12 protein-coding genes are annotated in these 14,216 nt (G+C 41.5%); 2 read left to right on the plus strand and 10 right to left on the minus strand.

Annotated features, from left to right (window positions below; translation table 11 throughout):
• Positions 1-22: 22 nt before the first annotated feature.
• The 4 genes from glnK to SLS51_RS01745 form a co-directional block, all read right to left on the minus strand.
• Positions 23-361, minus strand: a complete 339-nt coding sequence (glnK, locus tag SLS51_RS01730; protein WP_323834930.1) for a P-II family nitrogen regulator — start codon at positions 359-361, stop codon at positions 23-25.
• Between the two features lie 177 nt (positions 362-538).
• The gene (locus SLS51_RS01735; protein ID WP_323834932.1) at positions 539-2,323 is read right to left on the minus strand and encodes a SmdB family multidrug efflux ABC transporter permease/ATP-binding protein; all 1,785 of its coding nucleotides are present in this window, start codon (positions 2,321-2,323) and stop codon (positions 539-541) included.
• A complete protein-coding gene (locus tag SLS51_RS01740; protein ID WP_323834934.1) occupies positions 2,316-4,085 on the minus strand; it encodes a SmdA family multidrug ABC transporter permease/ATP-binding protein in 1,770 nt (589 codons plus the stop codon). The genes SLS51_RS01735 and SLS51_RS01740 overlap by 8 nt, the downstream gene beginning before the upstream one ends.
• Before the next feature lie 86 nt (positions 4,086-4,171).
• Complete coding sequence (locus tag SLS51_RS01745; RefSeq protein ID WP_113024566.1) at positions 4,172-4,633, minus strand: Lrp/AsnC family transcriptional regulator; 462 nt, start codon at positions 4,631-4,633, stop codon at positions 4,172-4,174.
• Positions 4,634-4,760: 127 nt separating this feature from the next.
• On the opposite strand from SLS51_RS01745, the gene SLS51_RS01750 reads away from it, so the two are divergent.
• On the plus strand, positions 4,761-5,813 hold the full coding sequence (locus SLS51_RS01750; protein ID WP_323834937.1) for a PLP-dependent cysteine synthase family protein: 1,053 nt from the start codon (positions 4,761-4,763) through the stop codon (positions 5,811-5,813).
• 32 nt (positions 5,814-5,845) lie between these two features.
• On the plus strand, positions 5,846-6,544 hold the full coding sequence (queC, locus tag SLS51_RS01755; RefSeq protein ID WP_011148001.1) for a 7-cyano-7-deazaguanine synthase QueC: 699 nt from the start codon (positions 5,846-5,848) through the stop codon (positions 6,542-6,544).
• 28 nt (positions 6,545-6,572) lie between these two features.
• Here the strand turns inward: queC and SLS51_RS01760 are convergent, their stop codons facing one another.
• The 6 genes from SLS51_RS01760 to clpX form a co-directional block, all read right to left on the minus strand.
• Positions 6,573-6,980 (minus strand): acyl-CoA thioesterase, encoded by a 408-nt coding sequence (locus tag SLS51_RS01760; protein ID WP_011148002.1) that lies wholly within the window; start codon positions 6,978-6,980, stop codon positions 6,573-6,575.
• A gap of 154 nt (positions 6,981-7,134) precedes the next feature.
• Positions 7,135-7,509, minus strand: a complete 375-nt coding sequence (locus SLS51_RS01765) for a ComEA family DNA-binding protein (protein WP_323834939.1) — start codon at positions 7,507-7,509, stop codon at positions 7,135-7,137.
• Between the two features lie 150 nt (positions 7,510-7,659).
• Positions 7,660-9,531, minus strand: coding sequence for a peptidylprolyl isomerase (ppiD, locus tag SLS51_RS01770; protein WP_323834940.1), 1,872 nt, complete (start codon positions 9,529-9,531; stop codon positions 7,660-7,662).
• 304 nt (positions 9,532-9,835) lie between these two features.
• The gene (gene hupB / locus SLS51_RS01775) at positions 9,836-10,111 is read right to left on the minus strand and encodes a nucleoid-associated protein HU-beta (protein ID WP_011148005.1); all 276 of its coding nucleotides are present in this window, start codon (positions 10,109-10,111) and stop codon (positions 9,836-9,838) included.
• Between the two features lie 228 nt (positions 10,112-10,339).
• The gene (gene lon / locus SLS51_RS01780; RefSeq protein WP_323834942.1) at positions 10,340-12,694 is read right to left on the minus strand and encodes an endopeptidase La; all 2,355 of its coding nucleotides are present in this window, start codon (positions 12,692-12,694) and stop codon (positions 10,340-10,342) included.
• Between the two features lie 208 nt (positions 12,695-12,902).
• Positions 12,903-14,174 (minus strand): ATP-dependent protease ATP-binding subunit ClpX, encoded by a 1,272-nt coding sequence (gene clpX / locus SLS51_RS01785; protein ID WP_323834944.1) that lies wholly within the window; start codon positions 14,172-14,174, stop codon positions 12,903-12,905.
• Positions 14,175-14,216 lie beyond the last annotated feature (42 nt).

Consider the following 14,216-nt stretch of genomic DNA (forward strand, 5'->3'; position numbering starts at 1 on the left):
ATTTATCTTATTTATCAGTGAGTTACAGTGCCGCATCGTTAGTTTCTCCTGTTCTAATACGAATAGCCTGTTGTAATTCGGTGACAAAGATTTTACCGTCGCCAACTTTTCCAGTGAAAGCTGATTGCTGAATAGCATGAATTACCTCTTCAACTAATTCATCTGCTACGGCAATATCTATCCTTATCTTAGGTAAAAAATTGACACTATATTCAGCTCCACGGTAAAGCTCCGCATGTCCTTTCTGACGTCCAAATCCTTTTACCTCTGTTATGGTCAACCCCTGAACACCAAGACCAGAGAGAACTTCCCGAATATCCTCCAATTTGAATGGTTTTATAATTGTCGTAATGAGCTTCATATATCCTCCTTCCATCCGGCTATTATGTTTGCAATAAGGATATAGCAAGGGGTGTGCCAGAAACTAAAAATATATAAAAATCAAATAATAAAGAGAATAAAAATTATGAAGAAGTAAGAAGGGAGGAGAGCAACGAATATACTCTCCCTTAAGTGCACCAAATCAGTGCAAATCTGATTAAACTAGCACCTCTTTCTCAGAAATTGTGGCACATTCATTTAGCGTCTCACCTACTTGTTGCAACTGATACATCTGATAATAACGCCCACGACTCACAAATAATTGTTGATGACACCCCTGTTCAACAACTGCACCACGATGCAGCACCAGAATAGTATCAGCCTCCACAATGGTAGACAGACGATGAGCAATCACGATCAACGTTGTTTGTTGACGAATCAATCTCAAGGCCTGTTGTACCGCCTGTTCCGTACCAGAATCAATATTTGCAGTCGCTTCATCAAGGATCAAAATTTGTGGCGTTTGCACCAACACTCTCGCCATAGCAAGCAATTGTTTTTGACCGGCCGACAACGTATTACCCTGCTCGCCTAAGATAGTATGAAGTCCATCAGGCAATGTACGTACTAACTCAGCTAATTGAACAGTTTCCAGTACTTGCCAAACCTTCTCTTCTGAAATATTCCGACCAAGCGTAATATTGTCAAAGAAAGAGTCCGCAAGAACAACCGGGTCCTGCTGAACTATTGCCACACCATTGCGTAATACCGAATGAGACAAAGATGATATAGGTCGGCCATCAAGATAAATTTCCCCTCTCTGCCACGGGTAATACCCCATCAGCAAATTTGCCAGCGTACTTTTACCACTGCCGGTATGACCAACCAAAGCAACAAAACCATGAGCCGGAACTTGTAAGTTAATATCTTGCAAAACTATTTTTCCATGCCGGTAGGAAAAACTGACATTTTCTATATCAATTCGACCACTGGACAGTGGCTGACTATCCATACCATAACCTTGTTGAGGGCTATCCATTAATTCAAATATTCTCTCGCCAGAAACGACAGCTTGTTGCAAAATCGATTGCTGAGATGTCAGCTCAATAAGAGGTTCATTCAACCGCCCCAAATAATTAATAAAAGCATACAATACCCCGACACCAATCACCCCTGGCCCACTAATTCCAAACAACACGATAAGACCGCACAATACCATAACAGATAGCAAACTCAGTAATGGGCGTAACAAAAGCCCATCTAATCTCAATGCTTGCACTCTCGCCTGATAATGAGCCCGATTGGTTAACAACATACGTTCACCAAAACGCGCCTGCTGCCGGAACTGCTGAACAACACTCATTCCATTAATGACTTCATTAAACTCATCATTAATATCAGCCAAATAACTGCGTACTCGACGGACAATGGGTGTACTAAAATGCTGATATATTGCCATAACAATCAATACGACAGGAAAAATAAGAATTGCAATCAACGCCATGCGCCATTCCAATATAAACATGGCAATCAGCATCGCACCAATCAATGCCATGCTGCGAAATACCGCAGGAACTACATTGACATAAAGATCTTTAATGACTTCGGTGTCATTCGTTACACGGGAAATCAACTGCCCTACCGGTTGATTATCAAAAGCACTCAGAGGCTGGCGCAATGCTGCATTCATCACATCAGTACGAAGCTGCTGAACCACATCGACTGACACTTGATTGAACAGTAAAGCCTGAAAATAGTGTAATGCAGCCGTAATCAGTTGCAGAACAATAAAGGTTATAGCTAGCCCGATAACCACTCTAATAGGCATATTACCCGTTGCAACCATATTATCGATAAAGTAACTAATGAGGACTGGGCCACTGACTTCCGCAATTGCAGCTCCCCATAACATGAGTACAGCTAGCCCCAACGGTTTACGATAATTTTTTCCATAAACCAGCAGACGCTTCAGAGACGGCCACAATTGACGAACTTTAGTCATCTTTATCCCCTTCTGCTGTTTCCTCATCATCCAATTCTGCTTCAAGTTGCTGATAATAATACATATCACGATACCATCCCGGCTGCTCTGCCAGTTGCGGATGCCGTCCCTGATGTATAACAGAACCTTGCTGCATCACCAGGATATTATCCGCATCAGTTAATGCAGACAGGCGGTGGGCACTAATAATAACCGTCCGTTGTTGCCTCCACTGACTGAGATTTTGTAGGATATTGTATTCAGTTTGCCCATCAACCGCAGATAAAGCGTCATCCAGAATCAGAATTTCGGCATCTAAAAGTAATGCTCTTGCAATGGAAATACGCTGCTTTTGCCCACCAGAAAGCATTACCCCACGCTCGCCTACTTCTGTCTGATACCCCTCAGGTAAACGAAGAATATCTTCATGGACATTGGCAAGGCGGGCAACTTCTTCAATCTGCTCCTGTGTTGCATCAGGACGTCCCAAAGCGATATTCCTGGCAACGGTATCTGAAAATAAAAAGGGAATTTGATTGACAACAGCAAATCGTGCTCGCCATTCATCTAACCTGATATCTGCAATTTTGAGCGACTGAAAAAGAATTTCTCCATCAGTCACATCAAACTGTCGCTGTATCAGCGCAAGTAGTGTGCTCTTACCTGAACCAGTTGAACCACAGATCCCTAATAACTGTCCAGGTAATAACTGGAAATTAATTTGACTGAGGACAGTTTTGTTACTTTGCGGATAATTAAACGCTTTGATATTCACATCCAGAATACCGCGATCAGGCAACAAATTGCCAACACCATCCTTAATGACCGGAGGCTCCTGCAACAAGCTACGGATACGACTATAAGCGGCACTTCCCCGTTCAACGATATTAAACATCCATGCCAGTGCCAACATTGGCCAAATCATCAAGCCAAGGTACATCACAAAACTAGTGAGCTCACCCAGTGTTAAAACACCATTTAACACCATCCAACCACCACCACCAATAGCTAGTAAATTTGACATACCGATAGCAATAAAAATTGTCGGATCAAATCGAGCATCCACCCTAGCAACATACATATTCTTACGTCCGGCTTCCACTGCAACTTGTTCAAACTGATTTGATTGCAGATCTTCAAGTCCAAACGCCTTAATCATACGAATACTGGTTAGACTTTCTTGAGCCTGGTTATTCAGAGCAGAAAATGCGCCTTGTGCAGATTTGAAGCGATGATGAAGTTGATCACCATATCGTTTAATAATGATTGCCATAATCGGCATAGGTAACAGAGACAGTAAAGTTAATTGCCAACTAATTTGTATACTCATCATAATTAGCACTGCACAGCCCATAACTAGCGAATCAACTAACGTAAGTACACCTTCACCCGCAGCAAACACCACACGATCCACATCATTAGTAGCACGAGCCATTAAATCCCCGGTGCGGTGACGCAAATAAAATTCAGGGTTTTGTCGGCTAAGTTGCTGGTAAAAATTATTTCGTAATTTAACGGCTAATTGATATGACGCCCCAAACAACCATAAACGCCATATATAACGCAAGATATAGACAATCAATGCAATAACCAGCATAACACTAATCCACACCATCAATTGGTAAAATGACATAGATGCAGTACTGATTCCATCAACAATTACCCCCACCAGATATGGAGGAATGAGTAATAGAATAGAGATAATAATAAGCAGAGTCACTGCCCCAAGATAGCGACGCCACTCGCTACGGAAGTACCAACTTAATTGAGAAAACAATCTCACACGTGTATATCCCGAAATGAAATAGATAGTAGAAATGTTGAACGACACTCAGAATAATTGAATTAACGCAATAAATTAATAATTGGTTAATCTGGTATCGGTAATGCTGTAGTGTATTTGATTTTTTCCATTGCAAAACTCGATGTCACATCAATCAACCCTGGAACACCATTAACCATACGCTTGTAGAAAAGATCATAACTTTTCATATCCACAACTTCTACGTGCATTAAATAATCACATTCACCAGCCATACGATAAAAAGCCAAGACTTCTGGCATTTGCTTTATAAATGCAACAAATTGCTCATACCAACCACTGCTATGCTGCTGAGTTCTGATCATAACAATCACTGTCAGCCCTAATCCTAATTTTTCGCTATCAAGCAACGCAACTTTGCCAACGATATAGCCTTCATCTTCAAGTCGTTTTAGCCGTTTCCAACAAGGAGTAGAGGTAAGATTAACAGCTTCCGCCAATGCATTCAGAGACAGACTACAATCTTTCTGTAGTAACTTAAGTAACTTGCGGTCTGTTTTATCCAACATAGCTACCTCTTATAGAAAAATTTTCCATAAAGAAACCACATATTAAGAAAAATAACAATCTATTTCTCCCAGTATCAAGTTAATCTACCCGCTGCCAATTATTTTTAAATTATAGAGTTAATAATTAATGTCACACAGTTGGGCCACCAAGGCAATCAGAGAGATTCAAGCAGACCATCAACGCAGCTCTGACACTCATCTTATCCGCCTTAATTTGCCAGTTTTTCCAGGTATCCATTTATATCTAAAAGATGAAAGCACCCATCCAACCGGCAGTCTGAAACATAGGCTTGCTCGTTCTTTATTCCTTTACGCACTGAGTAATGGTTGGATAAAGGAAGGTACCCCGGTTATTGAATCCTCATCGGGTAGTACTGCTGTATCCGAAGCCTATTTTGCCCGCCTGCTTGGGCTACCTTTTATTGCTGTTATGCCCTCATACACTGCGAAACGTAAAATTCAGGAAATTGAATTTTATGGTGGCAAATGCCATTTTGTTAACCATTCAGCACAAATATATGACGAGTCAGAACGACTAGCGAAAGAACTAAATGGTCATTATATGGATCAATTTACTTACGCCGAACGAGCAACAGACTGGCGAGGTAACAACAATATTGCTGAAAGTATTTTCCGCCAGATGCAAATGGAACCATTTCCTGAACCTGATTATATCGTTATGAGCGCTGGTACTGGGGGAACTTCTGCAACTTTAGGACGCTATATCCGTTACCAAGGGCATAACACTAAATTGATTGTTGTCGATCCAGAAAATTCTATATTCTATGACTATTACCGTCAAAATTGCTGTGATATTCGTGGCAATTATAGCAGTAAGATTGAGGGTATTGGCCGCCCTCGAGTAGAGCCTTCTTTTATTCCCTCAGTCATTGATGACATGATCCAAATACCCGATTGCGCCAGCATTGCAACAATTTACTGGTTGGAAAAATTACTAAGCAGAAAAGTTGGCGCATCTACGGGGACCAATGTCTGGGGAGCTCTCCTGCTTGCTAACCAAATGCATGAGCGTGGAGAACAAGGTGCAATAGTAACTTTACTGTGCGACAGTGGTGAACGTTATCTTGATACTTATTACAATCCAGATTGGATAAAAAATAACATCGGCGATATCTCACCTTATCTCAAACAACTACCCAATTTCCGTGGTTATAAGTAACATAACCATTTTATTCCAATGAGGATGTTATAATGAGACGAGCTGTTGTTGTATTCAGTGGGGGACAAGATTCCACTACCTGCCTGATTCAGGCAATTAATCAATATGATGAAGTACATTGTGTCACTTTTGATTATGGTCAGCGCCATCGTGCCGAAATTGATGTTGCACGTAATGTCAGCCATTTTCTTGGTGTTGTTGCACATAAAGTGCTGGATGTCACATTACTTAATGAACTGGCTCTCAGCAGTCTGACTCGTGATAACATCCCTGTTCCCGACCACAGTGAAAGTGAAAAAAGTGCCATACCCAGTACATTTGTCCCTGGCCGCAATATTTTGTTCCTGACACTGGCTGCTATATATGCTTACCAAGTTGAAGCCGAAGCTGTTATTACTGGTGTATGCGAAACTGATTTCTCCGGTTACCCTGATTGCCGGGATGAATTTGTCAAGGCATTGAACAAAGCTGTAAGCCTTGGCATTGCCCGTGATATCCGTTTTGAAACGCCATTGATGTGGCTCAACAAAGCGGAAACTTGGGCATTGTCCGACTACTACCAGCACTTAGACTTTGTTCGTAGTCAGACACTAACTTGCTACAACGGCATTCAAGGTAATGGATGTGGTACATGTGCAGCTTGTCATCTCAGAGCTAACGGATTAGAACAATATCTAAATGCTCCAGAGAAAATAATGACTGAAATGAAAGCAAAAACACATTTAGTTTAATCCAAATGGCAATGAGAGCCTTTCCCTCTCATTGCCCTGTTTTCACCAAAGCTCCCATTATTTCACGTAATTCACCTTCAATAGACAATGCTCTTTGTGTTTTTCTATCAATCCAGACAAACGTAGTCTTAGCATCTGCAATGAGTTGATTGTTCCTTCTGCGTATGATTTCCTGAGAAAATACACCACTTCTGTTTCTCAGTTCCGTCAGTCGGCAATCCACTTCCAATTCATCGCCAAGAACTGCTGAACTACGATAATTAATATTAATGTTAACCACTGCAAACCCAACATTGTTTCTCTGTATCCATTCCACTACAGAATGCTTATGCAACCATTCCCATCGAGCACTTTCCAAAAATTCCAAATAGCGAGCATTGTTCACATGTTGAAACAAATCTATATGATAACCATGAACTTTTATAATTGAACTCATAATATTGCCTTTATGTTAAAGTCACTCGTCTGACTAGGTTGATTTCACAATAGCAAAACAAAAAATTCACACTAATTAAAGTGATTTATTTGCAACCTTGATCACAACATCCCCATTCACAAAAAAATCATGAATGAGGATGATAGATACTATACTAGTAACTCAACTTACTTCTATTTCGTTCAATAAAAACTGGCCCTATTCCCTGAACCTCCTGTAATTGTTCCACCGCAGTAAACGCACCATGTTTTTCTCGATACTCAACAATTCCTTGTGCTTTTTTTACCCCAATACCATTTAATGCTCTTGCTAACTCTTCGGCACTTGCAGTATTAATATTCACCTTTCCCTTTTCTTCTGCTTTCAAAGCATCCTGCTGCTGTAATTGCTTTTCTGATGAAGAATGACTGGTAGTACTGGCTGCTTTAGCTACTTTATCTTTTACTTGCTCGGCAGCAATCGCGAATTGCCCTCCACACGCATAAAGCAAGCCAGCGAGCAAAACAGATAAAATTCCCGATTTTTTCATATTAATTCCTCCATGTTTTATGAACGGAAAAAAGATTGCCACAGATAAATTTAAGCACAATGGACGAAGATCAGATATGCGAAAGGCCGCGAAAGCGGCCTTTATTGACAAGATAATTACAAAGATATTTGCGATATTCTCCGCAAATTTTTATTCGGTATGACCTAACTTAATTTTGGCTTTTTCACGCAGACTAATCAGTAAAGACTCCAGCATAGCGTTACCCATTTCACTCTGATAGCCATCAGTCATGCTTTTAATTTGTTCTTCAGATACAACACCTGGAGTAACTTTATCCAGCTGGATCAACACAACGTCATCCAAACTATTTTTCGTCAAACCATATTCTGCCTTACCTTCTTTTGGCAGTGGTAAAGCGAATACTGCACCAACTAACACATTATCCTGAGATGTGCGCTGAATAACCTGAGATTCACCAAATTGAATACTTGCATCTTTCAAGGCTTGCTCACCTTTACCTTCTTTTAAGGCGGCCAGTAATTTCTCACTTTCGACTTGAAGCTGTTTTTCAGCTTTCTGACGTTTAACCAGTTCAGTAACCTGATTTTTAACTTTCTCGAAGGGCTGTACTGTTTCTGGCTTATAATTATCTACACGTAGAACAAATGCACGATCACCTTCAACGGAGATAACATCAGAATTAGTCCCTGTTGGCCCCTGTCCATCAACAAGATTACCTTCAAAAATGGCATGAGTGACAGCACCAAAATTAATCTCTGCCGGCACACTATTGCGATCAAACCAATCAGTCGTCACAGCCTTAATACCTGAAACTTCCTCAGCCGCAGCTAAAGATTCATTATCGCTGGTAGCAGCATCACTGACCTTCTGTTGCAAAGCATAGAAAGCATCTACTGCTTTTTCCTGCTTAACCATTTTCTCAATTTCAGAGCGAACTTCAGGTAAGGGCTTAATTATTTGAGGTTTAACATCATCCAAATGGAAAATAGCGAAGCCATTAGGAACCTTAATCACAGAAGAAATTTGACCTTTTTCTTTCAAATTAGCTTGTTTCAATTCTTCAGGAAGAGCATCCTCTTCCATCCAGCCGATCTCACCATGATTTTTCGCTGAAAACTTATCCGTAGATTTTTTAGTCGCTAATTTACCAAAATCAGCACCCTTATTTAGCTCATCAAACACTGTTCTGGCTTCAGATTCAGTTGCAAGCTGAATCAGACTGTATTTTTTCTGCTCCGGTTGAGTATAACGCTTCAAATTATGCTCATAATAAGCATCAACATCAGCGGATGTAGCTGAAACTTTATTCATTTCATCTACAGCATCCATCTTGATATAGCTGACTTTCACTTCTTCAGGAGCGATAAAGCTGCTCTTATTCAAATTATAGTAATCTTGCAAATCTTTATCTGTTACTTCCTGCTGCGCCTGAATTTTCTTCAGCTCCAGTGTAGCCATACGAGCAGTTCTCTGTTGCAGAAGCAATTCAGCATTGAGTTTCACCTCACTAGGCAATACTATTTCACTACCAGAAAAAGCCATAATTAATTGTTGATTAACTAAATTCTGGCGTGTTTGTTCAGCAAAAATATCCGGACTCATATTGAAACGGTTGAGCAACTCCAGATATTTGTTGTTATCAAATTTACCGTTTGTCTGAAAGTAAGACGTATTTCGGATAGAATCCTTAACTTGCTCATCACTAGCAGATAAACCCAATTCACGGGAATATTGATCAATCAATGCATTATTAATTAGACGATCCAAAGCCTGATTACGAATCTGCTTCATGCTTTGTTCGTCACTTGCTAACACCGAGAATTTATCTCCCAATTGCTCTTGCAATGCGTTTCTCTCTTGCTGAAACGCCTTCTCCAATTGAGCACGACTGATAGTCTGGCCATTCACTTCGGCAGCATAACTACCAGCTCCACTTGTCAGGTAGCCCCCAACCCCCGTCAAAACAAAAGATAGGATAATGAGAGCCAGCACGATTTTAAGCACAGGACTGTTTGCCGCCGTGCGTAGGTTGTCCATCATAAAGAGGCAAAACTCCGCTTTGGTGAAATTGAAAACGCCATATTACGCTAATTCAAGCGCTAAGAGAAAAAAAGAGCGCACCAATCAATTGATGCGCTTCTATTTTAACTTACCAAATCTGTCTCGTCAGTCTATGTTTACCAATATATACCCGTTACCTTTCAAGTTGCCACTTTGTTGGCTGCACTCACTCACCCCGGTCACATCGTTATCTATGCTCCCGGGGATTCACTCCCTTGCCGCCGCGATGCATCTTGAAATCCATAGGGTATGACAAGGACTGATAAACAATATTTGGTTCGTGTCACCCATTAACAGCGTCTTTCAAACCTTTACCTGGACGGAAAGCAGGTACTTTAGCCGCAGCAATTTTGAGCTCTTTTCCTGTTTGAGGGTTACGGCCTGTACGTGCAGAACGTTCACGAACAGCAAAAGTACCGAATCCCACCAGAGCAACATCATCACCATCCTTCAATGCACCCGTTACAGAAGAAATGAATGCATCTACTACACGCCCTGCAGCTGCTTTAGAAATATTAGAGTCAGCAGCAATTTTGTCGATCAGTTGTGATTTATTCACTCTTATCATCCCCATATAGTTTTTACTACCGCATCAGAATCCCAACGGATAACCCGATAGCAGTGCCGTTATATCAATCCTTTCCGATATTGGCAAGAAATCATAAGACAACAAAATATTTATTAAGCAGTTTATCCAAATTAATAATACAAAAAAGCTGGTAAGCCTGAATTCACTTACCAGCCTATATTTCATTCATACTTATTGAAAAAGTTCACTATTTTTGTACTACTTGACTGACACTAATTCCGCGCCAAACACAGGGTCCTGCAATGTAATAGCCAAAACATCTTCAATACGTTTAACTGGATGGATCTGTAGATCTGCAACAATATTCTGGGGAATTTCTTCCAAATCACGTTTATTCTCTTCCGGAATTAAGACTGTTTTAATTCCACCTCGATGGGCAGCTAATAGTTTCTCTTTCAAGCCACCGATTGGCAGAACTAAACCACGCAACGTGATTTCACCCGTCATAGCAACATCTGCCCGAACCGGATTACCGGTCAGACAGGAGACCAATGCTGTACACATGGCGATACCCGCACTTGGGCCATCTTTTGGCGTCGCACCTTCCGGAACATGGACATGGATATCCCGTTTCTCATAGAAATCAGCGTTGATACCCAACTTATCAGCACGAGCACGAACAACTGTTAATGCTGCCTGAATGGATTCCTGCATAACCTCACCGAGTGAGCCGGTATAGGTTAGTTTACCTTTCCCTGGAACACACGCGGTCTCAATGGTCAGTAAATCACCACCAACCTCAGTCCATGCAAGCCCTGTGACCTGACCAATACGGTTTTCTGTATCTGCACGGCCATAATCCACACGTTGAACACCCAGATAATCTTTCAAGTTACCTGCATTGATTTCAATATGTTTTAAATTTTTATCCATTAACAATGTCTTCACCGTTTTACGGCACAGCTTAGAAATTTCTCGCTCTAAGCTACGCACTCCGGCTTCACGAGTGTAGTAACGGATAATGCCAATAATGGCACTGTCATCAACAGTTAATTCATTTTTTTTCAGAGCATTACGTTCAATCTGCTTAGGCAGCAAATGACGCTTGGCAATATTTAACTTTTCATCTTCGGTATAACCGGAAAGACGAATAATCTCCATGCGATCCAACAATGGTGCCGGAATATTCATAGAGTTGGATGTTGCAACAAACATGACATCTGACAGATCATAATCGACCTCCAGATAATGGTCGTTAAATGCCACGTTCTGTTCTGGGTCCAAAACTTCCAATAAGGCCGAAGCTGGATCACCACGCATATCGGACGACATTTTATCAATCTCGTCCAGTAGAAATAGGGGATTTTTCACTCCAACTTTGGACATTTTTTGAATCAATTTGCCCGGCATAGAGCCAATATAGGTACGGCGATGACCACGAATTTCCGCTTCGTCACGGACCCCACCCAATGCCATACGCACATATTTCCGCCCGGTCGCTCGTGCAATAGACTGACCTAAAGAGGTTTTACCCACCCCTGGAGGACCAACCAGACATAAAATCGGTCCTTTAATTTTGCTAATTCGGCTTTGTACTGCCAGATACTCAAGGATACGCTCTTTCACACGCTCTAAACCATAATGGTCGGTATCCAGAGTTTCCTGCGCTTTAACTAAATCTTTTTTAACTTTACTGCGAGCAACCCACGGAACCTGCACCATCCAATCGATGTAGCTACGGACAACCGTCGCTTCCGCCGACATAGGAGACATCATTTTCAGTTTTTGCAATTCAGCTTCGGCTTTTTCGCGAGCTTCTTTCGGCATTTTTGCCGCTTCAATTTTGCGCTTCAGAGTTTCATACTCATCAGGCGCATCATCCATTTCACCCAGTTCTTTTTGAATCGCTTTCATCTGCTCATTCAGGTAGTACTCGCGCTGGCTTTTTTCCATTTGTTTTTTCACGCGGTTACGGATGCGCTTTTCTACCTGTAACAAATCAATTTCTGATTCCATCATTGCCATCAGATATTCAAGACGCTCAACGACATCAGACATTTCCAAAACAGTCTGTTTATCACTAAGTTTCAATGGCATATGCGCAGCAATTGTATCAGCTAATTTAGCTGCATCTTCAACACTGTGTAACGAAGTCAAAACCTCTGGCGGGATTTTCTTATTTAGCTTAATGTAGCCTTCAAACTGATTAATCGCTGTCCTGATCATAACTTCCTGCTCACGTTCATCAACGATAGGTGAGTCAAGATACTCAGCATGAGCAGAAAAATGTTCGCCATTGTCAGTCAGAGTTGTAATGCGGCCACGTTTCAACCCTTCGACAAGCACTTTTACAGTGCCGTCAGGCAATTTTAACATCTGTAAAATAGAAGCTACTGTACCAACGGAGAAAAGGTCATTAACCCCTGGCTCATCAGTTGAAGCTTCTTTTTGCGCAACCAACATGATCTGTTTGTCATGATCCATTGCTACTTCTAGGCAGTGAATAGACTTCTCACGCCCTACAAACAATGGGATCACCATATGCGGGTAAACCACCACATCGCGCAGAGGCAATACAGGGATTTCTATGCGTTCGGAACGCTCAAGATTCATAGAGCTCTCTCTTCGTTTAGCTTTCGCCAGTTTTTAGGGAATCTCGTGAAACGCGGTTCTCACGAGTTTCACTCCATAGAATATAAAATATATGGGGACAGGAATTTGACATTCAATAGTATGATACTTTAATAAAGACAAAATGAGGGTAATCCCCTCATTTTATTCAATAATATCTCGTTTAGTGAATTCCCTATCCTAGACTCAATTATTCACCAGAAACCTGGGCATCCGGTTTGCTGTAAATCAGTAAAGGCGCAGATTGACCATTGATAACCGATTCATCTACAACAACTTTCCCAACGTTTTCCATTGATGGCAGATCATACATAGTGTCCAACAATGCGCCTTCAACGATAGAACGCAGACCGCGGGCACCAGTCTTACGAGCCATTGCTTTCTTAGCAATAGCCGTCAGGGCTTCATTTCTGAATTCCAGATCAACACCTTCAAGGTTAAACAGTGCTTGATACTGCTTAGTCAACGCATTTTTAGGCTCTTTCAAAATCTGGAGCAACGCTTCCTCACTCAATTCACTGAGCGTGGCAACAACAGGTAACCGCCCAATAAATTCAGGGATAAGCCCAAATTTGATGAGATCTTCTGGTTCAGCCTGTGCAAGCAATTCGCCTTCAGTCGCTTTTTCTGACTCACCTTTGACTTTCGCACCAAATCCAATACCCGTACTGGTATTTAAACGCTGACCAATTACTTTATCCAGACCCGCAAACGCACCACCACAAACAAATAGGATTTTAGAGGTATCTACCTGTAAAAATTCCTGTTGTGGATGTTTACGCCCTCCCTGAGGAGGAACTGCCGCAATTGTACCTTCAATCAGTTTCAGCAACGCTTGCTGCACACCCTCACCTGAAACATCCCGAGTAATTGACGGGTTATCAGATTTACGTGAAATCTTGTCAATTTCATCAATGTAAACAATACCACGCTGAGCTTTTTGCACATCGTAGTCACATTTTTGCAGTAATTTCTGAATAATGTTTTCTACGTCTTCTCCCACATATCCCGCTTCAGTCAGCGTAGTCGCATCTGCCATAGTAAAAGGAACATCAAGATAACGGGCCAATGTTTCAGCCAATAGTGTTTTACCACTCCCTGTCGGCCCAATCAGCAAGATATTACTTTTACCTAACTCAACACCGTTGCTGGTATCGCCATTACGTAACCGCTTGTAATGGTTATAAACAGCAACCGCCAACACTTTTTTCGCCGTTTCCTGGCCGATCACATAATCATCCAAATGCTGACGAATTTCATGAGGCGTTGGTAATGCATTACGCTCACGATGTGGTACAAGCTCTTTAATTTCTTCGCGAATGATGTCGTTACATAAATCCACACATTCATCGCAGATATACACTGACGGGCCAGCAATCAATTTTCGCACTTCATGTTGGCTTTTCCCGCAGAAAGAGCAATACAGCAGCTTTCCTGAACCGTCTTTGCGCTTATCTGTCATCAGTCACAACCTCACTTTATCAACTGCTCACCCAGACTCGTC

It is taken from the genome of Photorhabdus africana, from assembly GCF_035181445.1.
GTDB lineage: Bacteria > Pseudomonadota > Gammaproteobacteria > Enterobacterales > Enterobacteriaceae > Photorhabdus > Photorhabdus laumondii.